The organism is Lonepinella sp. BR2474, assembly GCF_051851555.1.
GTDB lineage: Bacteria > Pseudomonadota > Gammaproteobacteria > Enterobacterales > Pasteurellaceae > Lonepinella.
The window spans coordinates 69240-95717 of the sequence record NZ_JBPDVH010000005.1 but is presented as its reverse complement, the minus strand read 5'-3'; the positions used below and the strand labels follow the sequence as shown (position 1 = coordinate 95717).

Annotated in this window: 24 protein-coding genes and 1 riboswitch; of the genes, 5 read left to right on the top strand and 19 right to left on the bottom strand. The window is 40.4% G+C overall.

All coding sequences use genetic code 11. The features are described from left to right. Positions 1–20: 20 nt before the first annotated feature. Positions 21–647, bottom strand: coding sequence for a 23S rRNA (uridine(2552)-2'-O)-methyltransferase RlmE (gene rlmE, locus ACTG7Q_RS07665; protein ID WP_439242533.1), 627 nt, complete (start codon positions 645–647; stop codon positions 21–23). Between the two features lie 107 nt (positions 648–754). Between rlmE and yhbY the strand changes: the two genes are divergently transcribed. After that, a complete protein-coding gene (gene yhbY, locus ACTG7Q_RS07660) occupies positions 755–1057 on the top strand; it encodes a ribosome assembly RNA-binding protein YhbY (protein ID WP_439242531.1) in 303 nt (100 codons plus the stop codon). Between the two features lie 41 nt (positions 1058–1098). Here yhbY and greA read toward each other — a convergent pair whose 3' ends face one another. Beyond that, positions 1099–1578 carry a transcription elongation factor GreA gene (gene greA / locus ACTG7Q_RS07655; RefSeq protein WP_439242529.1) on the bottom strand — a complete coding sequence of 160 codons (480 nt, stop codon included), beginning with the start codon at positions 1576–1578 and terminating at the stop codon, positions 1099–1101. Positions 1579–1762: 184 nt separating this feature from the next. Between greA and dacB the strand changes: the two genes are divergently transcribed. Continuing rightward, positions 1763–3190, top strand: coding sequence for a serine-type D-Ala-D-Ala carboxypeptidase (dacB, locus tag ACTG7Q_RS07650; RefSeq protein WP_439242527.1), 1428 nt, complete (start codon positions 1763–1765; stop codon positions 3188–3190). A 73-nt stretch (positions 3191–3263) separates the two neighbouring features. Here dacB and ilvN read toward each other — a convergent pair whose 3' ends face one another. The 3 genes from ilvN to ACTG7Q_RS07635 all read right to left on the bottom strand — a co-directional run bounded on the left by ilvN (position 3264) and on the right by ACTG7Q_RS07635 (position 7315). Beyond that, complete coding sequence (gene ilvN / locus ACTG7Q_RS07645; RefSeq protein WP_439242524.1) at positions 3264–3755, bottom strand: acetolactate synthase small subunit; 492 nt, start codon at positions 3753–3755, stop codon at positions 3264–3266. An 11-nt stretch (positions 3756–3766) separates the two neighbouring features. Next, the gene (locus ACTG7Q_RS07640; protein WP_439242522.1) at positions 3767–5485 is read right to left on the bottom strand and encodes an acetolactate synthase 3 large subunit; all 1719 of its coding nucleotides are present in this window, start codon (positions 5483–5485) and stop codon (positions 3767–3769) included. A 291-nt stretch (positions 5486–5776) separates the two neighbouring features. Continuing rightward, complete coding sequence (locus ACTG7Q_RS07635; RefSeq protein ID WP_439242519.1) at positions 5777–7315, bottom strand: Na+/H+ antiporter NhaC family protein; 1539 nt, start codon at positions 7313–7315, stop codon at positions 5777–5779. 92 nt (positions 7316–7407) lie between these two features. Further along, positions 7408–7604: riboswitch (Lysine riboswitch) on the bottom strand. 158 nt (positions 7605–7762) lie between these two features. On the opposite strand from ACTG7Q_RS07635, the gene ACTG7Q_RS07630 reads away from it, so the two are divergent. Together ACTG7Q_RS07630 and purU are read left to right on the top strand one after the other, a co-directional pair. After that, positions 7763–8161: an H-NS family histone-like protein gene (locus tag ACTG7Q_RS07630; RefSeq protein ID WP_439242516.1), complete on the top strand. Its 399-nt coding sequence runs from the start codon at positions 7763–7765 to the stop codon at positions 8159–8161. A gap of 71 nt (positions 8162–8232) precedes the next feature. Then, positions 8233–9072 (top strand): formyltetrahydrofolate deformylase, encoded by an 840-nt coding sequence (gene purU / locus ACTG7Q_RS07625; RefSeq protein ID WP_439242513.1) that lies wholly within the window; start codon positions 8233–8235, stop codon positions 9070–9072. A 74-nt stretch (positions 9073–9146) separates the two neighbouring features. On the opposite strand, the gene cspE is transcribed toward purU, so the two are convergent. From cspE to rplM, 3 genes are all read right to left on the bottom strand, one after another. Beyond that, complete coding sequence (cspE, locus tag ACTG7Q_RS07620; protein ID WP_386685963.1) at positions 9147–9359, bottom strand: transcription antiterminator/RNA stability regulator CspE; 213 nt, start codon at positions 9357–9359, stop codon at positions 9147–9149. Between the two features lie 334 nt (positions 9360–9693). Continuing rightward, entirely contained in the window at positions 9694–10089 is a 396-nt protein-coding gene (rpsI, locus tag ACTG7Q_RS07615; RefSeq protein ID WP_439242510.1) for a 30S ribosomal protein S9, read from the bottom strand. A gap of 15 nt (positions 10090–10104) precedes the next feature. Further along, positions 10105–10533: a 50S ribosomal protein L13 gene (gene rplM, locus ACTG7Q_RS07610; protein WP_439242508.1), complete on the bottom strand. Its 429-nt coding sequence runs from the start codon at positions 10531–10533 to the stop codon at positions 10105–10107. Positions 10534–10857: 324 nt separating this feature from the next. Between rplM and ACTG7Q_RS07605 the strand changes: the two genes are divergently transcribed. Continuing rightward, positions 10858–11256: a YhcB family protein gene (locus ACTG7Q_RS07605; protein ID WP_439242615.1), complete on the top strand. Its 399-nt coding sequence runs from the start codon at positions 10858–10860 to the stop codon at positions 11254–11256. A gap of 43 nt (positions 11257–11299) precedes the next feature. Here ACTG7Q_RS07605 and prmB read toward each other — a convergent pair whose 3' ends face one another. From prmB to ACTG7Q_RS07550, 11 genes are all read right to left on the bottom strand, one after another. Beyond that, complete coding sequence (gene prmB / locus ACTG7Q_RS07600) at positions 11300–12217, bottom strand: 50S ribosomal protein L3 N(5)-glutamine methyltransferase (RefSeq protein ID WP_439242506.1); 918 nt, start codon at positions 12215–12217, stop codon at positions 11300–11302. Positions 12218–12437: 220 nt separating this feature from the next. Next, complete coding sequence (locus tag ACTG7Q_RS07595; protein WP_439242504.1) at positions 12438–12776, bottom strand: hypothetical protein; 339 nt, start codon at positions 12774–12776, stop codon at positions 12438–12440. 1 nt (position 12777) lies between these two features. After that, a complete protein-coding gene (locus ACTG7Q_RS07590) occupies positions 12778–13101 on the bottom strand; it encodes a hypothetical protein (protein ID WP_439242502.1) in 324 nt (107 codons plus the stop codon). A gap of 9 nt (positions 13102–13110) precedes the next feature. Further along, the gene (locus ACTG7Q_RS07585; RefSeq protein WP_439242500.1) at positions 13111–14028 is read right to left on the bottom strand and encodes a hypothetical protein; all 918 of its coding nucleotides are present in this window, start codon (positions 14026–14028) and stop codon (positions 13111–13113) included. Positions 14029–14037: 9 nt separating this feature from the next. After that, complete coding sequence (locus ACTG7Q_RS07580) at positions 14038–14235, bottom strand: hypothetical protein (RefSeq protein ID WP_439242498.1); 198 nt, start codon at positions 14233–14235, stop codon at positions 14038–14040. Positions 14236–14310: 75 nt separating this feature from the next. After that, positions 14311–22836: an LPD38 domain-containing protein gene (locus ACTG7Q_RS07575; RefSeq protein ID WP_439242496.1), complete on the bottom strand. Its 8526-nt coding sequence runs from the start codon at positions 22834–22836 to the stop codon at positions 14311–14313. A 13-nt stretch (positions 22837–22849) separates the two neighbouring features. Beyond that, positions 22850–22990, bottom strand: coding sequence for a hypothetical protein (locus tag ACTG7Q_RS07570; protein WP_439242494.1), 141 nt, complete (start codon positions 22988–22990; stop codon positions 22850–22852). A gap of 178 nt (positions 22991–23168) precedes the next feature. After that, complete coding sequence (locus ACTG7Q_RS07565) at positions 23169–24047, bottom strand: phage antirepressor N-terminal domain-containing protein (protein ID WP_439242492.1); 879 nt, start codon at positions 24045–24047, stop codon at positions 23169–23171. A 319-nt stretch (positions 24048–24366) separates the two neighbouring features. Next, a complete protein-coding gene (locus tag ACTG7Q_RS07560; protein WP_439242490.1) occupies positions 24367–24522 on the bottom strand; it encodes a hypothetical protein in 156 nt (51 codons plus the stop codon). Positions 24523–24606: 84 nt separating this feature from the next. Then, the gene (locus tag ACTG7Q_RS07555) at positions 24607–24732 is read right to left on the bottom strand and encodes a hypothetical protein (protein WP_439242488.1); all 126 of its coding nucleotides are present in this window, start codon (positions 24730–24732) and stop codon (positions 24607–24609) included. Between the two features lie 509 nt (positions 24733–25241). Beyond that, positions 25242–26471, bottom strand: a complete 1230-nt coding sequence (locus tag ACTG7Q_RS07550) for a hypothetical protein (protein WP_439242486.1) — start codon at positions 26469–26471, stop codon at positions 25242–25244. Between the last annotated feature and the right edge of the window lie 7 nt (positions 26472–26478).

Below are 26478 nucleotides of genomic sequence, written 5' to 3'. Positions count from 1 at the left end.
AATCAAAACAATCAATGCAATTAATGTTTATAACCCGTCGCCACAATATACACTTCACGGGAACGTTCTCTTGAGGCTTCCGGTTTACGCACTTTCACGACACTAAATAATGCGCGAATTTCACGCAAATAGTCATCAAATCCCTCGCCTTGGAACACTTTCACCACAAAACTGCCTTTGTTGGCTAGCACCTGTTTGCACATATCCAAGGCCAATTCGACCAAATACATGGCCCGTGGGATATCTACTGAGGGCATGCCACTAAAGTTGGGGGCCATATCCGACATCACCACATCTACTTTAGCTTCGCCCACGCGTTCCAATAATGCGGCAAGCACATTTTCATCACGAAAATCCCCTTGCAAGAAATCCACACCCACCATCGGATCCATTTCCAAAATATCACAAGCAATCACTCGACCTTTGCCGCCGATTTGGGTCACCACATATTGCGACCAACCACCGGGTGCTGCGCCCAGATCCACAACGGTCATGCCTTGCTTAAACAAGCGATCGGTTTGCTGAATTTCGTCGAGTTTAAAGTAAGCCCGAGAGCGCAATTTCTGCTTATGCGCTTTCTGTACAAATTGATCTTTAAAATGTTCATTTAACCAACGGCTTGAACTTGCCGATCTTTTTCTTCCCATAATCTTTTAAATTTTGTGGTAGTTTCCTTAATATAAGGGTAAAATTGCCGAATTCAACCAAACTGCGGTATTTTTCACCGCACTTTTTTACAATTAGGATATTATTTATGTCAATGACATTATCAACCAAACAAAAACAATTTTTGAAAGGCCTCGCCCATCATTTAAATCCTGTCGTCATGCTCGGCGGTAACGGATTAACCGAGGGGGTGCTTGCTGAAATTGACAATGCGTTAAATCATCACGAACTGATTAAAGTCAAAGTGGCGGGAGCCGATCGTGACACTAAACAACTGATTATTGACGCCATTGTACGTGAAACGCAATCCGTTGCAGTACAAACGATTGGCCACATTGTGGTGTTATATCGTCAAAGCGAAGATAAAAAAATTCAGTTGCCGAAAAAATAACCCTCACCCTAGCCCTCTCCCACAAGGAGAGGGGATTTTAATTATTTATATTCCACTTCCACAATATCAAATTCCACTTTTCCGCCTGGTGTGGTAATTGTCACGGTATCATCAACCTCTTTGCCAACCAATCCACGAGCAATGGGAGAATTTACCGAGATCAAGCCTTGCTTAATATCCGCCTCATCATCACCGACAATTTGATAACTCACTTCTTCTTCGGTATCGACATTCAGCAACACCACCGTCGCCCCAAAAATCACCTTACCATTATTTGGCATTTTGGTGACATCAATAATTTGACAATTCGCCAGTTTGCCCTCAATTTCTTGAATACGACCCTCGCAAAAGCCTTGTTGCTCACGGGCCGCATGATATTCTGCGTTTTCTTTTAAATCACCATGTTCACGCGCTTCGGCAATGGCTTTAATAATTTCTGGACGGCGGGTATTTTTTAAGAAATCAAGTTCCTCTCTTAATAATGCCGCACCACGCACGGTCATTGGAATTTGTTTTAACATCAATCCATTTCCTTTTTTTAGGTAAAAACAAAACCACGGCATTGTTTTTTATTTGCTTTTTAGGCAATGGCAATGTCGTAGTCTATTAAAAATGTCAGGTTAATAGAGAAAAATATTTACTCTCTCTTATTCAGGGGCTATTATTGTTCGTCTGACAAAAAATAGCAACCCCAAAAACACAACAATGAAAAATTTAACTAAAAAATGGCTATTTACAAGCCTCCTCTTTTCTTCTCAACTCTTTGCTCAGGTGGATGTTCCCACCATTGCACAACAACTTCCCCAAGGCACAAGTTTAGGTTTTGTGGCCAAAAATCTGCAAACTAATCAAATTGTGGCACAACATCATGCGAGCACCTTTATGCTCCCCGCCAGCACACAAAAAGTATTCACTGCGCTGGCAGCCAAATTAACCTTAGGCGATCAATTTCAATTTGAAACGAGTTTGTTGACCAACGGCAAAGTGCAAAATAACAGCTTAAACGGTGATTTAATAGTAAAATTCACGGGGGATCCGGATTTAACCAGTGGTCAACTTTATAATCTCTTGGCTGAACTTAAAAAACAAAATATTCAGCATATTACGGGGAATTTAATTTTAGACACTTCCGTGTTTGCTAGCCATGACCGAGGTATTGGTTGGATTTGGAATGATTTAACCATGTGTTTTAATGCCCCTCCCGCCGCCGCTAATATCGATAATAACTGCTTTTATGTGGAATTAGATGCGAATCAAAATGTGGGTGAAAATGTGAAATTTAATGTGCCCTCACAATATCCTATTCAAGTGTTTGGACAAGTCCAAGTCGTCAGCAAAGAAGAGGCCGGTTTTTGTCAAATCGACGCCGTGGTGAACGACAACAATCGTTATCAAATTAAAGGCTGTATTGCTCGCCAAAGTAAACCTTTTGGTTTGAGCTTTGCTGTGCAAGATCCAAGCGCTTACGCGGTGGCAATTATACAACGCCAACTCAACCGATTAGGTATTCAATTTAAGGGCAATGTACAATTTCCACGTCAACCACAAAAAGGCACGTTATTAGCTCAACATTTCTCTAAACCACTGCCGGATTTATTGAAAAAAATGATGAAAAAATCCGATAACCAAATTGCGGATGCCCTTTTCCGCACCGTGGCTTATCGATATTACCAACGCCCAGCCTCTTTTAATTTAGGCGCCATGGCATTAAAAAATATTTTAGCCAAACAAGCCAATATCAAATTTGGCAACAGTATTGTGGCAGATGGTTCAGGATTATCACGGCATAATCTTATTGCGCCCGAAAGCATGTTACAAGCCCTAGAATATATGATCAAAAATGAGGATAAATTACATCTGTTGGAAACTTTCCCAATTGCAGGCGTCGACGGCACCATTAGTGGACGAGGCAGTTTGATTCAGGCTCCTCTCGTCAAAAATGTGATTGCCAAAACGGGCTCACTCAAAGGGGTGTATAATTTGGCGGGGTTTATGACCAATGCCCGTGGTGAGAAAATTGCTTTCGTGCAGTTTATTAATGGTTATTCCACAGGCGAGCTAGAAAATAAAACCAAACGTGCGCCATTAGTACAATTTGAAAGTCAGATTTATAATAAAATCTATCAGGAATAGCGTTGCGCTAAGAAAAATAAGGGTTCTCCATATTGAGAACCCTTTTTTATCATAAGATAAAATAAAACGCTCATTACAGCATATTTTTTTCGCCCCGAGAAAGGCTAATCAAACCTGAACGCACAATCTCTAACACATTGGTTTCTTCTTTTAACGCATGAATAAACGCATCCAATTTATCTTTGGTACCCGATAGCTGAACAGTATAAGATTTGGTTGTCACATCCACGATTTGACCTCGGAAAATATCGGCTAAGCGTTTGATCTCGTCACGTGACGTGCCTGTCGCACGTACTTTAACCAACATCACTTCACGTTCCACATGATCGCAATCGCTTAAACTGATCACTTTAAACACATCAACCAGTTTATGTAATTGCTTTTCAATTTGTTCTAATACTTGTTCATCACCCGAGGCTTCAATGGTCATCCGTGAAAGGGTCGGATCATCTGTGGGCGCCACGGTTAGACTTTCAATGTTAAACGCACGTTGTGAAAATAAGGCGACCACACGGGATAAGGCACCAGATTCATTTTCTAATAATACTGATAAAATTCTACGCATTTTGTTTCTCCTTATTCTTTTTCTGGTGCGCCTAACAACATTTCATTCATTGCCCCACCCCGTATTTGCATTGGATACACATTTTCGGTGGCGTCGATCAACACATCCACAAAGACTAATTTATCTTTAATGGCAAAGGCTTGGGTGAGTTTTTCTTCTAATTCATCAGCGTGATTAATTTGAATCCCCACATGTCCGTAGGCCTCGGCTAATTTCGTAAAATCAGGCAACGAATTCATATACACTTGCGAATGGCGACCTGAATAAATCAAATCTTGCCATTGTTTCACCATGCCTAAGAAACGGTTATTTAAGCTCACAATCACAACGGGCGTGTCATATTGTTTGACGGTGGACAGTTCTTGAATATTCATTTGAATACTGCCATCCCCCGTTACACACACCACGGTGCTGTCTGGGTGCGCAAATTTCACCCCAATCGCTGCCGGCAAACCAAAGCCCATGGTGCCTGCACCGCCTGAGTTGATCCAACGGCGTGGTTCATCAAAGGGATAATGTAACGCCACGAACATCTGATGTTGTCCCACATCAGAGGCAATATAAGCGTCGCCTTTGGTTAAGCGATAAATGGTTTCGATTACCGCTTGTGGCTTAATTTCTTTCGAAGTGCGGTCAAATTCAAGGCATTTTTTCGCTTTCCATTGAGCGATTTGTTGCCACCATTCCGTTAAATCCGATTGAGATTTGGCTAAATTTTCATCTTGTAATAAGGCTAAAAATTCACTAAACACATTATCCACACTGCCAACAATCGGAATGGCGGCCGGAATATTTTTTGAAATTGAGGTTGGGTCAATATCAATTTGAATGATTTTGGCATGTGGACAATATTTTTTTACATTGTTGGTGGTACGATCATCAAAGCGTACCCCAACCCCTAAAATCAAATCGGAATCGTGCATGGCACAGTTGGCCTCATAAGTCCCGTGCATGCCAAGCATACCTAAGAATTGGCGATCCGTTGAGGGATACGCTCCCAATCCCATTAAGGACGACGTCACCGGTAAATTTAATAATTTGGCAAATTGACGTACTTTGTCACTGCTGTTGTTAATCACCACCCCGCCGCCTACGTACAACACCGGTTTTTTCGCCACCAATAAGGCTTTTAAGGCTTTTTTAATTTGCCCTTTATGACCTTGCGAATTTGGGTTATAAGAACGTAAGCTCACCTCTTTTGGATATTCATAAGGATATTTATTCGCCGGATTGACCATATCTTTAGGAATATCAATCACCACAGGACCCGGTCGCCCCGTAGAGGCAATATAAAAGGCTTTTTTAATGATTTCTGGAATCTGTTCAGGATATTGAATAATAAAGCTGTGTTTCACCACAGGGCGGGTAATCCCAATGGTATCGCACTCTTGGAATGCGTCGGTGCCAATTAAATTAGAGGGAACTTGCCCCGTTAAAACCACCAACGGCACGGAATCCGCATAGGCGGTGGCGATCCCCGTAATCGCATTGGTCGCCCCTGGGCCTGAAGTCACTAACACGCAACCCACTTCCCCCGTAGAACGCGCATAACCATCAGCCATATGCACGGCGGCTTGTTCATGACGAACCAACACATGCTCAATACCCCCTAACGTATGGATAGCGTCATAAATATCTAACACCGATCCACCTGGATAGCCAAACAAAAATTTTACTCCCTGATCACGCAACGACTGCACAACCATTTCTGCGCCTGATAATTTCTTCATAAAATCACTCCGTTTTTACTCATTATTCTTGCCGAATTTTAACCGCACTTTTCACTTCAAGTACCCTGTTCGGTATCACTGTAAGGTCAGTGTACTAAATTTTGATTAATTGTCTATTCTTTTTTTTGCCATTAAACTCAAATTAATCAGAATAAAATTCTAAATTTATTAAAATAACCATATTTAATAAATAAAAATAACTCAAAAAATAAAAAATGCGACATAAAGCCGCATTTTATAAAAACAAAACAAAATAAAATTTTATTTAAAAATTTTCATCAGTTCACAATTTTAGCGTTTTCTACTGATCAATATCGTCATAAACAACACGACACCCGTCGTAATAAAACCTAACCAACCAGACTGAGTGAAACCGATCACTAAATAGCCAATGGTGGTCGCTAATGCCACTAATAACGCATAAGGCAACTGTGTGGTCACATGATCAATATGGTTACATTTCGCTCCCGTTGAGGATAAAATCGTGGTATCTGAAACAGGTGAACAATGGTCACCACATACCGCCCCCGCCATGACCGCTGACAAGCAAGGTAACAATAATTCCGGTGAGGCATTCACCGCAATAGCAGCCGCAATCGGTAACATAATCCCAAAAGTTCCCCAACTCGTCCCCGTTGAAAAGGCCATGGCCGCCCCTAAAACAAAGAGGATTGCCGGTAAAAAGGCTGGATTTAAATTGTCAGAAATTAAGGTAGACAAGTATTTCCCCGTTTGCATATCGCCCACAATTTTATTAATCGTCCAAGCGAAGAATAAAATGGCAATGGCGCCTAACATGGATTTCACACCCACCCACCAAGATTTACCGTATTCGTTTAAACTCACATTGCGGTTAGCTAAAATTAATAAGCTCGATACCACTAAGGCACAAACACCCCCTACCACCAAGGAAATCCCAACGGTGGTATTCTCAAAGGCGCCCAACACGCTAAACGGTTTACCATCTGCACTTAACACATCATTACCGGTTTTCATCATCATTGCTACGGTGGCGACAATCAAGGTGATAATTGGCAACACCAAATTGCGCACTTTCCCCGAGCTTTGCTCTTGCATTTCACTTTCTTCTGTCGCTTGTGCTAACGCTAATTGTTCATGACGAGCCATAGGGCCAATATCAAAAGAAAAATAAGCCACCACAAAAACCATAATCATCGAAAAAATCGCATAGAAATTCATCGCACTCATGGTCATAAAGGCACTAAATGGCGAATAACCGGTAATAGCATGTTCTGCTAATAAGCCCGCAATCAGGGTCATAATATAGGCACCCCAACTGGAAACGGGCATCATCACGCACATTGGCGCGGCGGTGGAGTCTAAAATATAAGCCAATTTTGCACGTGAAACGTGGAATTTATCGGTCACCGGACGTGCAATGGCGCCTACCGCTAAACTATGAAAATAGTCATCAATAAATGTCACAAACACCAAACAGGCCGCCATTAATTTCGCACCACGACGTCCTTTAATGCGTTTCTGCGCCCATTCTGCAAAGGCTTGATTACTGCCCGACACGCTCAAAAGTGCGGTTAAAATGCCCAGCAATAATAAGAAAAGAATAATATGAAGATTGCTGTCATTGAAAGCAAACTGACCTTGTTCGTCCACTTCATAAATTAATGAAGAGACACGTTCAAAAAGATAACTCAGTGTTGACCCCGCCTGAGCATTGGTGAGCATTAAAGCACCCACAATAATACCAATACTTAATGACAACAAGACTTTACGGGTAATAATCGCCAACCCGAGCGCTAATAATGGCGGTACAACCGACCAAATTGAGGAGGAAAAATCGATAAGATCCATACGTTCTACCTAAAGTAAGGGAGAACCACTGACATTACTTTCATCATAAAACCAATGAAAATAATTTAGCAATAAAGGCAGTAAAAACCACCCCTAACAGTAGCGCTCCATAGTAAATAAAGTGGCGTAATAAATTACACCCTCGACTATGACAGTAACGTTTCTTTCGATAACGTCACCAACCAATTAAAATGACTTTTAATTGATTTCGGCGAATATTCCTTTCCTTTTTCTTCATCGTTATCCACTCGGAAAAAATACTTATAATATCCGCACCTCTACATTTGTAGGATGTGCAAAGATTACCTCAATAATAGACAAATGCCAATAGGTATCAAAAATATTTTTTCATTATTTCCGTAAAAAACAAAATATTTACAAAAAACAATAATAAGGATATGATTATTCATATCTAATTTTAAATTAACTTATCACTGGAGATATAATATGAGTGACCTCGTAAATGTATTAACTAACTTACGTAGCTTACGTGCGGTAATTAATACGATTGACTTAGCCAAAGCGGAAAAAGTCTTAGAAAAATTACAACTTATTATTGATGAAAAACGTAAAGCAGCCGAGGCGCAAGTGGCGGAAATCAAAGCACGTCAAGAACTGATAAAAAAATATCAAGCTGAACTGAAAGAAAAAGGGATTTCTTTATCTGAATTAATTGATAATCATGCAGAAAACAAAGTCAAAAAACAACGCACTTCACTGCCTGCAAAATATCAATATATTGATGACAATGGTGAACAACGTACTTGGAGTGGTCAAGGTCGTACGCCGAAAGCCATTAAAAATGCCTTAGATGCGGGAAAATCCTTAGACGATTTTAAAATCTAATTCGCCTCACTTTTCCGATAAAACCCATTAATTAATGGGTTTTATTTATCTCCAATACAAAGAAAACGCATATGATTGAAAATAAAATTTTATTAACCGACTGTCCTGATGATAAAGGACTTATCGCAAAGATTACGAATATTTGTTATAAGCACCAATTAAATATTATACATAATAACGAATTTGTGGATTTTGAAACCAAACATTTCTTTATGCGCACCGAATTACAAGGTATTTTTAATGAAGAAACCTTGCTAGCGGATTTAAATTTTAGTTTACCACAAGGGACAAACTGCCGTTTAATTGATAGTTGCCGAAAAAAACGTATTGTAATTTTAGTCACCAAAGAGGCCCATTGTTTAGGCGATATATTAATGAAAACCTATTATGGCGGCTTAGATCTTGATATTGCGGCGGTCGTTGGCAATCATGAACATTTACGTTCTCTCGTAGAACGCTTTGATGTGCCTTTTCATTGTATTAGTCACGAAAATTTAACCCGTGTAGAACATGATAAATTATTGGCCGACAAAATTGATGAATATCAGCCTGATTTTATTGTGCTCGCCAAATATATGCGTGTATTAAATCCCGAATTTGTGGCTCGTTATCCAAATCGAGTGATCAATATTCACCATTCTTTTTTACCGGCCTTTATTGGTGCCAATCCCTATAAACGGGCTTATGAACGTGGGGTAAAAATTATTGGGGCAACCGCACATTTTATTAATAATGAATTAGATGAAGGCCCGATTATTATGCAAAATGTCATCAATGTGGATCATACTTATTCCGCAGAAATGATGATGAAAGCGGGACGTGATGTGGAAAAAACCGTATTAAGTCGTGCATTAGATTTGGCGATTCATGATCGGCTATTTGTATTCCAAAATAAAACCATTATTTTATAAACCTATATTTAACACCCAATATAAAAAAATCCCCAGAAATTATCTGGGGATTAAAATTCGCAATAAATAATTTATTATTTAATCACAACAACATCAATTGCCGCAGGACCACGTTGAGAATCTTGTACATTATATTCTACGTTGTCACCTTCGTTTAAGGTTTTGTAGTTGTCACCCACGATACCAGAGAAATGAACGAATAAATCTTTTCCGCCATTTGCTGGAGTGATGAAACCAAAACCTTTATCAGAGTTGAACCATTTTACAGAACCGTTTAATTTAGACATGTTGTCTTCCTTATATTTTAAAATTTAAATTTGCGCTTGGAAATGCAAGCAATAACGCTAAGAAGGGATATAGAAACTGATATTAATAAAAATCCAAGAACAAATTTAAAACTTGTGATACGGAAGAACTAATAACGCATTTTATAAACTATCGTCTAGCTGGGGCGTATTAAAACATTAATCCCCTATTAAAGCAAGTGTTATTTCCTATTATTTTAAAATAAAAATGATTATTAAAAAGATGTGAAAAAACACCGCGCTTTTCGCCAAAAATAGACAAAAAAATTGCAAGCCTTTCGACTTGCAATTTCTGTATAAAACGAAAAATAAAAAATTAACGTTTTGAGTATTGTGGACGACGACGTGCTTTGTGTAAACCCACTTTTTTACGTTCAACACGACGAGCATCACGGGTAACAAAGCCCGCAGCACGTAATGCTGGACGTAAAGATTCGTCGTATGCCATCAATGCACGAGTGATACCGTGACGGATTGCACCCGCTTGACCAGAAATACCACCACCAGTTACAGTGATGTAAAGGTCTAATTTATCTGTCAACTCAACGAGTTCTAATGGTTGACGTACGATCATACGTGATGTTTCACGACCGAAGTATACGTCTAAAGAACGTTGGTTAATGGTGATGTTACCATTGCCCGGTTTGATAAATACACGAGCTGAAGAGCTTTTGCGGCGACCTGTGCCGTAGTTTTGATTTGCTGCTGTCATTTTTCTGCTCCGTGATTAAATATCTAAAACTTGTGGTTGTTGTGCAGCGTGTTCATGTTGTGAACCTGCGTACACTTTCAATTTGCGGAACATTGCACGGCCTAATGGACCTTTTGGCAACATACCTTTCACCGCAATTTCAATCACTGCTTCTGGACGGCGAGCAATCATTTCTTTAAAAGTCGCTTGTTTGATACCGCCTACATAGCCAGTGTGCCAGTAGTAAATTTTGTCGTCTGCTTTACGACCTGTTACGGCTACTTTCTCCGCATTGATTACCACGATATAATCGCCAGTATCAACGTGTGGCGTGTATTCCGCTTTATGTTTACCACGAAGGCGACGAGCTAATTCAGTGGCTAAACGACCTAACGTTTTACCTGTCGCATCTACTACATACCAGTCACGTTTTACTGTTTCTGGTTTTGCTACAAAAGTTTTCATTAATTAAATTACCAATATTAAATATTAATACCCAGTGTTTGAACCAATTTCAAACACAACCATTGATCTCAATCATCACCCCTTCGAGTGCGATCTCGACAAATAATGTGCGGTGGGAAAACCGCTACATTTACAGGGTCGTGCGATTATACAAGGTTTATCAGAGAAAAGCCAGCCATGTATGAAAAAATAAACAAAAAATAACCGCACTTTTCTCTCAAAAAACGAAAATCATACAAGACAAACGCAAAATTTAACGCTATGATAAGACAATAGTTTTATATCTTGCATTAACAATAACATTAAGGGGGCATTATGCAAAATATTCAGAACTGGTCAAATGAAATGTGGTTAGTGGCAGGCATTGGTTTCTTTATCGGGTTTATTTTAGCTTACGTGTTAATTAGCCTAACCAAGGGTTCCGTCAAAAAACAAACAGAAACAGCCAAAGAGTTGTCACAAACCAAACAAGAATTAGACACGCAAAAACAATTATTAGAAAAACATTTTGCTGAAAGTGCCGATTTATTTAAAACCTTGGCGCAAGATTATCAGAAAATTTACCGTCATCTTGCCAAATCTTCTGAACAACTTTTACCTGATGCGAACAACAAAAGTTTGTTTTTGCAAAGTTTTATGAATTCAGAAAAATCCACGGCAGTTGAGCCTGAAGCCCCACCAAAGGATTATAAAGAGGGTTCTTCTGGGTTGTTAAAGAATTAATCTATTGGGGCGAATTTAACATGAATTCGCCCTTATTTTTTAGTTAAACAAATAAATGATGATACTGTTCCAATTCCGCTTTCGTCAGAGAAAACACCCCTAATCCCCCATTTTTAAACTCAATCCAATGAAACGGCACATCAGGGAAACGAGATTCCAAATGAATCATGGAATTGCCTACTTCACAAATTAACACGCCATTATTTTTGAGATATTTCGGCGATTCGGCGAGAATTTTAACCACCAAATCTAAACCATCCTCCCCTGCTGCCAAGGCCAATTCTGGTTCGTGAGAAAATTCCTCTGGCATACAATCTAAATCTTCTTGATCCACATAAGGCGGATTGGTGACGATCAAATCATATTGATCTGGCGGTAACTGCGCAAATAAATCCGATTGAATCGGAATCACCCGTTCAGTTAAACCGTGCCGTTCAATATTATATTCCGCCACATCCAAGGCATCACGGCTTAAATCCACTGCGTCCACTTCCGCTTCAGGAAAACGATCTGCACAAGCAATCGCAATGCAACCACTACCGGTACACATGTCTAAAATTCGGCTCGGTGCTTGCTCCACAAAATCCACAAAGCCATTTTGGATTAACTCACCAATCGGCGAACGAGGAATCAACACCCGTTCATCCACATAAAACGGCAAGCCACAAAACCAAGACGTATTCACTAAATACGGCGTGGGAATACGCTGCTCTACCCGTTGCGCCACCAATTCAATGATCTGGGCTTTTTCTGTCTGCGTTAAACGACTATCATACAAATCCGTCGGCACATCCAAGGGTAAATTCAGACTGGTCAACACCAATAAAGAGGCCTCGTCCCACGCATTATCCATACCTTGCCCATAAAATAAGGGTTCGCTATTAAAGGTACTGTATGCCCAACGTAAATAATCTTTTATCGTATGTAAATCTTGTGACAACGTTTGTTCAGAAAAAGCCATTTTTGTTATTCCTATTTGGTAAAATAATGATTTTCCGTTAGTAAAAAATAAAACTCAGCCTATAATTAGGGTTATCTTTATTTTTTGTTCCGAAATTGTCGTTATAATAACACAAATTTTTCTTTTAAAATCAACAAAGAAATTTTTTATTTCGGAACGTGTTTTATCCTTACATCAGTAAAGTTACAGGGTTTAAAAGGCGGAAAATTCCGCCCGATTTTTAATTACACCCACAATCATCCAAATCACAGCATTTAAAGTCGCTATTGCATACAGTTTCCGTCATGCCTTGTTTGGTGACTTCCCATTTTACACAACTACCGGACGGAAAGGTTTTGGCCTCTGTGCCGTCTTGTCCTCGTTCGATTTTGACTTGATGACCAAAACTGATAACTTTGACAATTTCTGCTCCTGTGCCGTCATTGATGACAAGGTAGCTGTGATCTGCGTCTAGAGTTTGTGAAAGTGTTTTCGCATCGTCAATAGGAAGAATGCGATCTGTTGAACTTAATTTTGCATTAAGGCTAGTTGAATAGCCGTTTAACCATTTGTAACCCATGTTAGCACCCCAAACATTCTTGTGAATGAAAATAGCCGTTTTCGCTACTGCCCATATTGCAACCGCAACCAATATGAATTGGTACGCAAAATGGTTTACAGCCGTCTATACGAATAATGCCTTGATAACGTCCTGAACGAGCTTTATATAAGACATCGTCCCACATAAACGTCACTGTTGAGTCCGTGAGTTCTAATGACGGATAAACAATGGTATCGCCTCCACCCACTCGGGTAATCTCAATGGTTGCATTGTCAGCTTGACTGCAATTATCAATGTGAAAAGTGGTTTTAGCGACTTTTCTGTCAATTTTAATTGGTTTCATTTAATTCTCCTAATTATTAAAAAATCCACTACCTAATAAAGATGGGGCGAATGTATTTGCGCCTTGAAATTCCCGCATATTTAAAGTTCCCATGGCACCACCGACATAACTTAAATTAGACACAGCGTTAGACCAACCCTCATAAGGATTAATCTGACTAGCGGCTGCGGCGGCTTGCTGTGCGGTGCGAATTGCATTAAGGCTTTCTGCTACTCGTCCTTGGAATAAGGCGTTCCATTTATACGTTTCTTCTCGGTATTGGCTTTCACGTTGATGCTTACGTTCTTCTTCAAAGCGAATGGCCTGATTGGTTGCCAATACTGTTGCTCTGGCCTCTGCTACTTGTAATTGACGTAACGCTGTGCGTGTTGCACCGACACAATGTATATTACTTTCTCGTCGTGTTTTGTCTCTTGCTCGGGAGAACTCACTACGAGCCATGGCGACAGCTCGGTTCTTAGCGGTTTCATAATCTACTTGATAACCTGCTCGTTCCCTTGCCCTCGCCTCATTGAGCATATTAATTTCAATCGGTCGGCTGTTGTCATACCAATGATTAAAGAGTTTGTCGCTTTTGTCTTTTTGGTTAGTCCAAATTTCATCAAAACGATTTTGCGCTTGTTTGGCAACGTCGTGCTGTTTATCCGCAAAATAAAAGGATGCAGCTTGTTGAATTAACGCAATGATTAAATTATTTCTTGCATTAACTTTCACTGCATTAAAATATTTACAGGCGTAGTCCGACATTGCGATGGCTCGAGCAACAGCACTGCCATCTGTCAATTTGTCCGAATTAGCCTTTTCTTTCATTTTGTTTATGACATCGTCATTATCACATTTGATTTCCTCAAATGCGTCTGTTGCATATAAAATCGCTGCACCAGCGGCTACGGCGCCAGCAGCCGCTACCACTCCATCATCTGCCATAATTTCTCCTTAAATATAATCGTGTAAATGTCGGTAATGAAAAAGCTCAATTAAATCCTCGAATTGTTCAATCAATTCTTGGGTAAATTGAGCTTGTAGTGCGGGATATGTTAATCCTTGATAAAAGTTATAAAGGGCTTTTTTATTACTTTCTTTATCCGATTTATCCCGTAATTCTTCAATGATTTTGGTATATTGATTTGCCATAAGCCTCCTTGAAGTTCAAAAAAAATCACCGCACTTTGTGAGCCAATTCAAAGTGCGGTGGGTTTTGTGTGGATTTTACTCCACGGTACTCAAGCCTTGCATTTTACGCCAACGTTTTAAAAATGCACGTTGTACATTATCCATTTGGGTGTTGTAGGTTTTGAGTCTGGCTTGATATGCCTCCTCCGTCATCTGGCCTTTATGCAAGGCTTTGGTCATTTTGCTTTTTACCGCTCGCAACTGTCCCATACGTCTTGCGTTCATTTCGTGGAAACGGACAATTTGTTCTTTTTCTGGCGTGAGCCAACCGTCCAATTTACCTCGTTCTTTACGTGACTTGTATTCGTTCGCCATGCTTTGGGCTTGTTCGCTTGCCTCATAGTAACGGCTTTGAATCGCAAACTCATTGGTTGTCCCGATAAACTGGTTTAAGAATGGTGTGCGTGTTCTGCGACCTAATAGCTCACGATTTGGGTTTTCAATGAAAATGGTGCTTAACTCTTTCAATGAACCAAAGATACCGCTATAACCGTCCACTAAGTTTTTCACTTGCTCTGGGTGCATGTCAATGCCTAAGGTATCGCTGATACCAATGGCTAAATCTTTCCAGAACTGGGCTGTGGTCGATTTAGCTTGCTCGGCTTTGAGTTTGTCACCTGATACAAAACTTGGTGTAATCGTGTTCCCAAAGGCAGAACGATTTAACGCATTTTGTACAATGGGTTGCAAAATAGACGGTGTAAAGGTTAATGCCAATTTTTGTGTCGGATAATTCGCTGCGGAAATTTCCGACGGCGAAATTGGGGCTATGGTTTTGAACACTTGGGTTGACATATTCACCAACGCCTCAGATACCGAAATATCCTTATTCGCTGCTTTCACAATATTAGTGGCAAAGTTCCACGCCATTTGTGGCATACCAAATCCCACTGGGATTTTGAAGTATTTATCCATGCCTAATGGTAACGGAATATAGCGAGTAATGTCACCTAACTGGTCCATTATGTTTCCGCCCTCATTGTCATCGTCCATGGCTCGCAAAGCAGAATACAAGGCGGTCATCACCACCATATAACCTAAGAAACGTCGTTGTCCTTTTTTCGTGGAGAGATATTTTATTAGGTTTCTCGCCCCCATTGCGGTCGGTTGAGCAAACATATATAAGGCCTTAATGCCACGCATGCCAGCCCCTGTTTTACGGAAGTTGGTGAGTTCAAGGGTAATGCTTGCCGCTTGTGCTTTGTCTACGCCATTGTCAATCATGGCTTTGTAAGCTGACAATGCCGATACTGTATCAAAGACTTTGTTGTAACTTTCCAAAATTTCACCGGCTTTTTTGAGCTTGCTCGCAATCGGTTTATTTTGAGCTTGCAACTGTTTGACTAAGTCGGTTTCGGTTTTAGCAAGGTAGGTGCTGTAAGTGGAAACACCCCCATTGGCCAACAAATCTTTTAGCATGGATTCCACGTCGTGTTGGTTATCCGTGCGTAAGTCTTGATTAAAACCAAAGCGTTTTGTGGCATTCCAAACATCTTTATTTAACAAGGCATTTTTCACCACCGCACGTCCGATTTTATCCATAGTTTTACTGCTTAACTGTTTGCCGTCTTTATCAAACAGTTTTTGTACGCGGATAAATTCGGATTTTTCCCAAGTATCTCGCAACATATTCATCGGTGCAAAGGTCACCGTCCATTGTGTCACCCCACGGGCATACCAACTGGTCGGTTTGGATAAGGCTTTTAAAAAGCCGTTGGCATATTCCACGTTGTCATTTTTCAGTGCGGTCATCACTTTTTTCGGTAAACCATATTCATAATATACCCCACCGACTTTGCGAATTAACACATCATCATTGGAACGTGTGGTACCGCCCATTTTAGATTTAGTAATACCTAAGGTTTTTGCCACTTGCTCACGAGCAGATTTTTCTGAATGTCCTTGCTCAACCAGTTCATCGACTTTGTGTTGGTAGATGTCATCAATTTGTTCTTTGAAATCCGCCCAACCGGCATAAGTCGTGGATTTATTAATGGCTCGCCATGAGGCATCAATACCATCTTCTGCCTCTGAGGTTTTACGTCCTTTTAAGGCTCGGTCTTTAGTGGTGTTTAAGGCATTTTGCCCAGCTCCACTGATACCGTCAAAATCCTCTTCTGCATTTGGATCCCCTGTTAATGGCACATAATGCACATTCTTTTTGAACTCTTTATATTGTTCTTCGGTGTATCGTCCTGCCTCATGGTCAAGATTTAAACGGTAACGGTTTAATTGATACAGGTGTCGTGCAGCATCTTCCAATTCCGCTTTTGGAATATGACGCTCAATATTCCGCATAATAGTTTCCGCCTCTGGATTTGACCAACCACCAGCGGTGCCTACTCGAAATTCTTCGTTAGAGTCCGTGCTTTCCACATCATGCTTACGATAACGATATTGGCGTTCTGCTTTGGCGTAGGCTTTCTTGGCTTGCTCATAGGCGTCAGTTGCCTCTTGGTCACCTTTTAATGCCTCTCGCCGTGCTAATTCCATTTCGCCTTTAGCAACAATCATCTCCTTACGTTCACGTTCTAAAATCTCCTTATTTTTCTCAATAGCATAACGAGTGGATGCCCAATAGCCGACAAGACGTTTGGCACTGAGTTCATCCAGTTTATGTTTCTTGGCAATCTTGGAAACTTTTTGCAACAACGGTTTCAGGAATTTTTGTTCAATATCTGAATTGTGCGCATCTCGCACGCCTTTGGAACGGTACATTTTGCCTTTCAATTGTTCCGTTTCGAACTCACTTAACCCCTCTTTTTGCAAGCCGTCAATCCAATCATTCACAGGGCGTAAACCGTCCGCTACCCATTCATCCACCTTGCCCACGGCTTGATTAAAACGTTTTTTGAAACCGTCATAATCTTTGGCTTTTAAATCGTCAAAGGCAGTGGGATCCGCTTGGGCTTTCCCTGTTTTAGCGAGATTTTCTACGGTTTGAGCTCGGGAGAAACGTGTGCCATTATCTGATTTATCTGATTTTTGCTGATTATCCACTTGCAAAATTTGCAATAAGCGTTTATCATCGACCTCAGATAAAGATGAGTTTTCTTTTGTCCGCTCCGAACTTGTTATTCGTAAAGCCAACGAAAGTAGCTCATCTTTTTCTATTGGACTAAGTTTATGGTCATAGTATTTCTCACCATCACGCCCATTCCCTACCACAGCTTTGACAGTGTAATCTTTACCTCCGATATTTAACCCTGCTACATAATAGTCATACTCATCAATATCAAAGTTTTTATTATCTTCATCATTAGGCAATGTATCAATATAAGTTGCATTTTCAATAATCTGCGGAATAGCTGCAACACTTTGCAGATGTTCTAGATTTTTGAAATCGTGGTGTAAAACTTCTAAAATACTACTACGAGTTAAATTTATTCTTCCCCTAGTATCTTTATTTGTATAAACACCCCTTAAAGATTTACCATACTCTAGTGCATTACGTTGATACTGTTTAATATCCTTACTCGGCTCAATCTCTTTGCCCGAAATTTTAATCGGTTTGCTGTTGCGTAATTTTTCTAGGCTTTCGGCTTTTGGACGGCGTGAAAACAACACATTCCCACCGCTTTTTTCATCAAGCTCATTGGTTGCTTGTTTTACCGTTTCCGCACGGCTATTGGTATCGTCTGGATTATATTCATAGATTTTTAACCCTGCTTTTTCCAATACGTTGTAGGCATTTTTTGGCAAGTTTTCTGGCACCACTGCACCGAGAAAATCGCTAAATTGCGTTACGTCTTTGGCTTTGGCCTCGAAATATTCCGTTGGCATCGCTTTTAATTTTGCCAACATATCCGCTACGGCTTGACGATTTTGTGGGGTATTTTCCACTGAAGAATAGACAAAGGCTTGTTCAATACTTTCATCTACCGCATTGTGCAATAAATTATAAATCTCATTGCCAACGCCTAATTGCTCGCCCAATGTTGCTACGTCATTTTCCATTTGTTCAATGGCTTGTTCTGACGTTTCCTTATCTACTAAGCGACTTTTATTCTTTTGAATATCAGGGACAGATTTAAATTGCGGTGTTACTTTCGCACGCAAGCTACCTGTTCCATAATCAAAACTTTCGCCACCACGTAGATTTTGTTTGAGCTTTTTCACCACATTTTCTAATGAGTGTTCAACATAGCGAGTTTCCCCTGTTCTTGGGTTTTCGCCATTTTCCAACTGCTCACTAATATCTAAAGGCGCAACAATATCTTGAACATATTGATTAAACGCATTTTGATAATGATGTTGGGTGATTTGCTCATTTAAAGCCGCCTTTGTTCTGCCATAATCCACATCTGTTGTTGGGTCTAACCCTTTGACTAATCGTTTAATATCGCCATTTAAATAAAAGGCTCTATTTTCTGCTGACATATTAATGATGTCTTGCATTTCACCGATTTTACGTTCATTGCTTTTTCTCGCAATAGGGCTTGTGGTATTGCCTTGTTTAGATCGTGTTTCTTCCAGTTTAGCTAATCTTTCTTTTGCAAAATCCAGTAGAAAATCATCTGAACGTAACGCATCAATCCCCCCCTCCGCCAAGGCTTTTTGTACAGACAGGTAATCCGCAAATTCGTTATGCGCTTTTTCTTCATAAACGATATTCGGCTCAATACCTTTGCTTTGTAAAAATTCATATTGGACTTCGGCAGAATCAGACAAGATATTGCTTACGCCTTTTTGTTCTAAATTTCCTGTGAAGTTCCAATCAAATCCTTTGTCATTCAACAATTTCGCTGTGTCTTCAAAACGTTGATATAACGCACGCTGATCTTTCGCATTGAGTTTATAGCTTACTTGCGGATAACGTGGGCTATAAATATCTGAACCAAAGACTTTCGCTTTATTGTCCCCTTTCGGATCGATATGGTTACGGTCGCCGATTAATGTCACTTCGCCAAAATCAACATTGGATCCTTGTTTGGAAATAGCAAGCGATGCCATTGGCAAGCCCCCCATTTTATCTGCGTGCATGATGTTTTCTGCACTGAGACTGTGCGTCACCATTAAATCACGTTGGTAATTTTCTTTTTGGGGGGCTTTGCGTGAAAAACGAGTGCCATTATCAGATTTATTTTCAGATTGGTATTGACTTAAGTCGGTTTCGGTTTTAATATCATTGGCAGAAAGGTTCGCATTTGAACGTAACTTAAGTGGCAATTGGAGCCAGTGTACGTTCGCTAAATGTGAGCCTTTTGTTTTATTCCAATAATGGATCGGATCGTTATCAATCATTTCCTGTAACTTTTCAAGTTCTTTACCATAAGCACTTGCTACTTCAATCAGTTGAACATCACCGCTATTTGTCAAATGCAGTGCAGCAATTACAGGTTCATCTCTGTTTTTATCCGAATTAAACTCAGTTAATTCAGTCAAAACAACAAAACCATTAGGATTAGATGAATGTGCCGATGATTGCAACACTGCAACAGGATCATTGATTTGTTGTGGTAATTGTTTCAGTACTTCAGGCTCAATAGCGTGTTTTCCACGCATTACTTTACTCAACACCTTACGTTTGATTTTCACTTCCACATCAGGCAAACCAATCATTTTTAACACATCAGGCGTTGTTCCCAATGAAATAGATGTTTTAACTTCATCACCATTAACAAAGGCATCCACTGCTTTCGCAAAGTCCGAATTCGGATCTTCACTCAAACTATACCGCACTTCCCCATTGCTACTTTCCGCTTGCGTATCGCTTTCTGTTCCCCCTTGGCGAATCTCCGCCAACACATCAAACAGTTCTTGCGTAGTCATGGCTGTAGAATTTGGGTTACGTCCAATAATAGCGTTAACCACTTTTTGCAATACATTGGCAAATGGGCGGAGGTATTGCCCCAAACTATTTTTCCATGATTGACCAATACGCACGTTATAACGGCTTTCTAATTCCGACCAATTACCGGTTTCAACAGCAGCGTTGATTTCTGCTACGGCCTCTTCCACTGCGACGGTAAATGGAATGTCACCATATTCTGCTCGTTCTTTTTGAATGGTGTTGGCAATTCTTTCTACCACTGGATGTTTACCCATTCGGGTGACAATGTCATTGAAACGGTTGCCTAATTTAACATTCACGCCACGGTGGGCTAATTCGTGCCACGCTACCCACGCCAGACGTTCATCACGATTCATGACATTGTTAGCGGTGATATTGTCGCTGTAAATGTAGATTTTTTGCGTGGTTGGGTCATACCACCCCTCGACATTCCCCGCCAATAAACTTTCTGCGGTTTCCCCTTTGGGTGGTTGAACGGTGTTTCTGTCCACCACTTCGATATGACTTGCCGTATCGTTCCCTAAGATTTGTGATAGGGTTTGTTGGTCTTTAGTGGCTTGGGTGTTGACAGTTGGCTGAGAATTGGTTACATTGACATCGTTATCTGCACCCACTGCCCCGCCTTCTCGTAAGTGGCGGTGCGTATCGTTCAGTTGGCTATTGTTTGTTGGTCGCCAGTCAAAAGCGGTGTCTGAACCTTGTTCATTCAAACCACGCTCATTAGCGAACTGTCCCGAATCAGAAGCCACGAGTGAAGCTCCTTTATCAGCACGGGAGAGTGTAGGGCTGTTAATAGTAGGTTCAAGTGAGTCATTACCCAGCTTGTTCGCACCTTCACTCAAATATTTATTGCTATTATCAAATGCAGTTAATACCCAGCCGTTATTTCCTTTATTTTTAACCAAAGTTGCACGATAAACTTTTCCAGTTCTTGGTGAACGATAATCCAACTGTAATTTATTCTGTGGATTTGGGTTTACTGGAGTACCTTTCGCAATAGTTTCTACAATTTCATCAACAAGCATTGCTGATGTTTCAGCTTCAGACATTCCATTTTTGCGTTCTCTCGCTTCAAAAATATGAGCGATTCCACGTCCTTTAGGCTCGCCATTTTTATCTAAAGGTTTAGTAGTGCCGTCATCTCCCCATACAAAATCAATCCAACCAAATTCATTGTTATACATTCCACGTTTAACATCCGCTTTATTCAAAATTGCTTGGGTCATACGTTCTTTGCCACGAGCAATATTAGCCTCAACGGATTTCATAGCTGAACGGCTTTCACGCACGTCTTGGGTATCGTTCATTTGTTCACTGAACACATTATTTTGTTCACTGAACGAGTTCATTTGTTCATTTTGCTGTTCAACGGACGGATTTTGTGCTTGCTCTGCCGTTGGTTGTGCAATCTGTTGCCCCACTTCTGCCAAATACGCTTGGGCCAATTTGCCGTATTCATTATCTTCTGTGGCAATTTGTTCAATGACACCGTCTTGAATATCGTAGATTAAATTTTGTTTAATGGCTTGACGTTCGTCTTTGTTCGCAATTTGGCTTAACACGTTATCTAATGCTGTGTTATTTACATTAACTGCGGTGTTTTTTGGTTGCGTTTCTGCGGTGTTAGTTGTGTCTGTTGGGGTTTGATGAACAATGTCATTCACCACTTGGTCTGATTGCATTTGGACTTGTTCAGAACCGGTTTGCTCGCCGCCAAAATTATGTGCCAATCTTTCTTGGGCATAGGCCACACCACCACCTAAGCCGCCACCTAATAAACCACCAAAGGCCGCACTGCCTAAATCGCTGGTTAAACGGTGTGAATTATCCACATCATGAATCGCTTTATTGGTCGTGAGTTGTTGAAAGGTTTCATCCGCTGTTTCTGTGCCTAATTCACGAGCAAATCGTCCGCCTGCAGAATTTAATACACCACCTGTTTTGCCTAGTTTCATAAAACCGCCTAGGCGTTCTAATGCTGCACTGCTTAAACCATTGGCTAGGACTTCACCGCCATGTTCTGTCCAACTGGTTGCGGTGGCAATGCGGGCTTGTTCAGGGGTTAAACCCTCGGCTATGTATTGCAGATAAACAGGGCTTTTATTCAGTTCTGCTTGTGACATGGCCATAATGTGGTCGTTGATGTCTTTGCGTGTTTCCCCTGCCCCTTGGATACCGCCTAAAATCATTGGGGCAGCAGCGACTAAGCTCATACCCGCTGTTTCAGGTGCTAGGGCAGCCGCTCCGACGCCAACAGCGACACTTGGCAAGACACTTTCGGCAATATCGCCAATCGTGGTTAATGGATTATCCACAAAGTTTTCCCAACTGGCTCCCCAACCACTTTCGCCCTTGGCTTTGGCTAATGCTATACGTCTTGCGTTTTCTTCTCGGTTAGCCCGATTTTCTTCGCTTTCAAAACTGGCAAGCCAATCTGTCGCCTCATCTCCCCATTGTCGAACTGCACCTTGTGGATCGATTAATCCGCCAACGGAACTGACTAATCTTGTGGCTGATTTTGGGATGACTAACGCTGCATCGCCTACATTTCCCCAAAAGCCTGCACTAGGTGGCAAAGTTGGCACTGGTGCCACTTGCTCTACTGGTGGTGCGTAAAGGGAGGCCAAGCCATAAGCAGTATCGGGCTGTGCCGTGAGGACATTGGGGTTGCCATATAAATCAATAAAAGCCTGTTGTGTGTTAGGTACTGGCGGATTATTTGGATCTTGGAAAAGGCGGATTAATTCTTCAGTGGTAAGTTGGCTCATAAAACGTCCTCAATTATTTTAAAAACAATGCTAATAAGTCAGGCAATAACCATAATAAAACGCCTAATATTGTGGCAATTCCAATACAGCAGAAGAAAAATTTAATGCCAAATGAAATGTCTTGACCTGCTTTGTCTGCACCTTGTTTACTCATATTTCCTCCTATTTTTAGGCTCGCAAATAACTTGCCTAGAAAACTTGTTCTGTTATAATTTGTCTTGTTCAAAATCTATTCTCCTATGTCGTAGTAGGAATGAGAAAACCCTAGTGTTGGTCGCACTAGGGTTTTATTTTGAGTAATAAAAAACCACTCCGTAGAGTGGTTTAGTTCGTTATAACTGTTCAATCTCTAACGGCTGATTAGGTAATGCTTGCGTTGGGGTGAGTTGTTTTAATAGCCGTTTGATTATTGGGTCAACCGTTTGCAAATGTCTTTCGTATTTTTGATGGTTAAACTGCACTTTGTCTAGCTCACGACTGCTAAACCGTCTTAGCGAGCGAGCAAGATGATAGCTACTTTCGTGTAAATTGGTGGATGCTGACCACATTTCAAGTAATGCCATTGCGTCATCTTTGGCAAGGCTTATCGTGTCTTCCGTTTGTGGCTCATTAATAATCAATTCCCCTTCCAATGGCAATCTTGCCAACAGGCTCACGGCTTCGACAAATTGGTTGTCGTCAATGTCTTTGTAACTCTTGCCGAAATGGGTTTTGAGTGCCGACCATTGTTTGATAATCACGCCTGCTTGTTGGTCTTTCGGTAGGGCTTTGGCTCTGCCGAGTACCAATTCTTTTATGGTGCTTTGGTGTTCGGTTGAAAGTCGTTCAATTTTCACCGCAGTTTGGCGTTCTGCTTTGCCTTTTAGCCAGTAATTCGCTAATGCTTGGTAACATTCTTTTTTATAGCGGATTAAGGTTTCTCTGATTTCTGGTTTGCAACGTTTAATATCTATGCCGAATAGCCAGCCGTTTAGATATTCGATTGGTAGGCAAAGCACTTGTTGTTCGCCACCATTTGAAGGTGTTCTTATCATAAGAATACCTTGTGAAAGCACTTCATCACGCTGAATTCTTTCATATTGAGCGTGCCAAGCTAACCCGATATTCTCACAAATCGGTTTCATCGCCGTGTAATGCGTGCCGTTTTGTTCAAAGGTGATTAATGCGTGATTATAAAATTGGATTGTTTGGGTTGAGATTTGATTAGACATAATAGTCTCCTTTGGTTGTTTACGATATTTAGTTCCCTAAATTGAACCATTGTTATGATAACAATACTTCTTAATAGGGTGCCGAGTGGTTCGTAAGCCTTCCAAAGTAGGCTGGGATTATTCCCCTTTCAGGTATTGTATTCTCCGCCCACTCGACATTGGATTTTGCTAAATCTATTTTTAATAACGGAAAATAGATCCATGTTGCAAATTTTAGGTACAAAAAAACCGCTTGTCTGACGGGTGCGGATTTCCGCTTTGGATTAAAGGCTACGACACCTTGGGTCGAATATTACCCAAGTCTTGGGTGTGAGTCAAGTTATTTTGATTTTAGGTATTCCTTTAGGGCTAAAATAATGTTGGGGATTCGCCAAACCAAAATAAGAAAAGCAAGGCTTGCCACTATTTCTAATAGTCCGTATTGCATAATTAACTCCTTGATTAAAGGTAAAATTAAGGGTACAATTTCCATCATTAATTACTCCTTGAGTGTTGAAAGTGGTTAAGGGGTATAAAAAAACGAGAGTTCGCCGCTCTCGTTTTTTGTTTTTGTATCAAGTTATTTTGATTGTTGTTTTTTCCAATCTTTAATTACGGTGAGAATGTTTGGCAATCGCCAAGCAACAATTGCCCCGACAATAAGCACAAAAAATGCTAATGTTGTTTCCCATAATCCATATTCCATTGTTACCACCACCGAATAACGTTCATTAAGGGGGCAATGCTCAAGGCAAAAACGCTTAACGCAATTAAAATAATTGCTAACCCGATTGCTACCCGAATAAAAGGACTTGCATTTGTTTCCATTTCTAACCCCTTTTCAAGATGAATTTTTAATTTAGTTTTGCTATACTTATTCATAATTCGTTTAGTCATTCCTGTTTAATGATTAAATGAAAAACCCTGAAAGCCTAGGAACTTTCGGGGTTTTATTTTTTCTGTAATGTTATTTAAGAAAATAGCCTACGGCAAAAATCAATGCACTCAATCCCACACAAATGGATAAAATAAAAGCAGAATTGGCTAATTTTAATCCTGCTTTATCGGCTGCTTCTGTACTCATTTTTCTACCTACCTTTATTTGATGTTTTGGGTTATAATTAATCATAATTTGTTTCTGTTAAATCTGACTTAATGGGAATAAAAAACCCAGAAAGTTTGCACCTTTCTGGGTTTGTTTTTGTTGAATTATTATTAATTCAGTTGCTTTCTATATTCATCATATCTGGCTATTCTTTCTTTATTGTCACCAGGTTTTGCCAATATTGCGTCTTTTATTTTTTCTTGGATAGTTTGTCTTATATTTTCTGGTGATATGTACCCTTGTTGTGCTAATGAAAATAAATAGGATAATTCCTTTAACGCTGTTTGCTCATTAACGCCAGTTTCTTGCTGATACTGTTGAATTAACGGTATAAAATCATCTGTTATATTATATTCTTTACGATAATCCACTGGTGCGACTTGCGGTTTTACAACTGGAGCAGTTGGTGTCTGTTGTGCCATTTGTGGTGTCATTTGCGATTGTGGTACAGCATAAGGAACCGCAGGCTGTGGTGGTGTATAACCTGTAATAGCCGGATATGCCGTGGGTTGCGTATAGCCAATAATATTCGGGCGAACAACTGGCTGACCTGTTTGGGGAAGAAAATTCCCATTACGTCTTGCGTGGTATTCACCAATATAAGCACCATAATTTGGATATCTGGCATAAATCCCTTTGAGATATTGGTTATATACTTCTGGGTCACGTTCGATAACTTCAAGACCAGTGTTGTTATCAATTTTTTTAACGTATGCGTTTTCTTCCGCTTTTGCTAATTCTTCATTGATTGCTTTGATGTAATTAAATTCATTCTGTTGTTTTTGGTCATATAAGGAAACCGTTGTTGTTGGGCTAAATTGTTTGGCAATGTCAGGATTTAGCAAATACGCATAATCAGGATTTTGACCGGCTAAAATAGCCTGTTGCTTAATTTGGTTTAACTGTTCAAGGTCATTAATGCTACTTAATCCAACTTGATGCTGTTTGGTATTCAACATGTAATTGGCAATGGCCTCCTTGATTTTATAGTCTTGAGTAGCGTTCCGAGTTTGTACATTCCAGTCATGTGAATTAGTTAAATCCCGATTCTGTGCATTTAACGCATTAATCTTCCCATCTCCCGTGGCATCTCGGGTTTTGATGTTCCAACCTGACAAGTTGGTTAAATCTTGATTCTGTGCGTTTGAGGCCTTGACTCGCCAATCTTGGGTGGCGTAGTTTTCAGCGAGCTTGCGGGCGTTTTCGTCAGCGGTGGTGCGGTTGTTTTCAGTGGCAGTGAAAGCGTTGGCAATGTCAAAGGCTTGTTTCCACGCATTTTGGTCAAATTCAGTGGGTTGGGCATACATTGCCATGGCTTTTCCGATATCGGCGATTGACATAATGTTC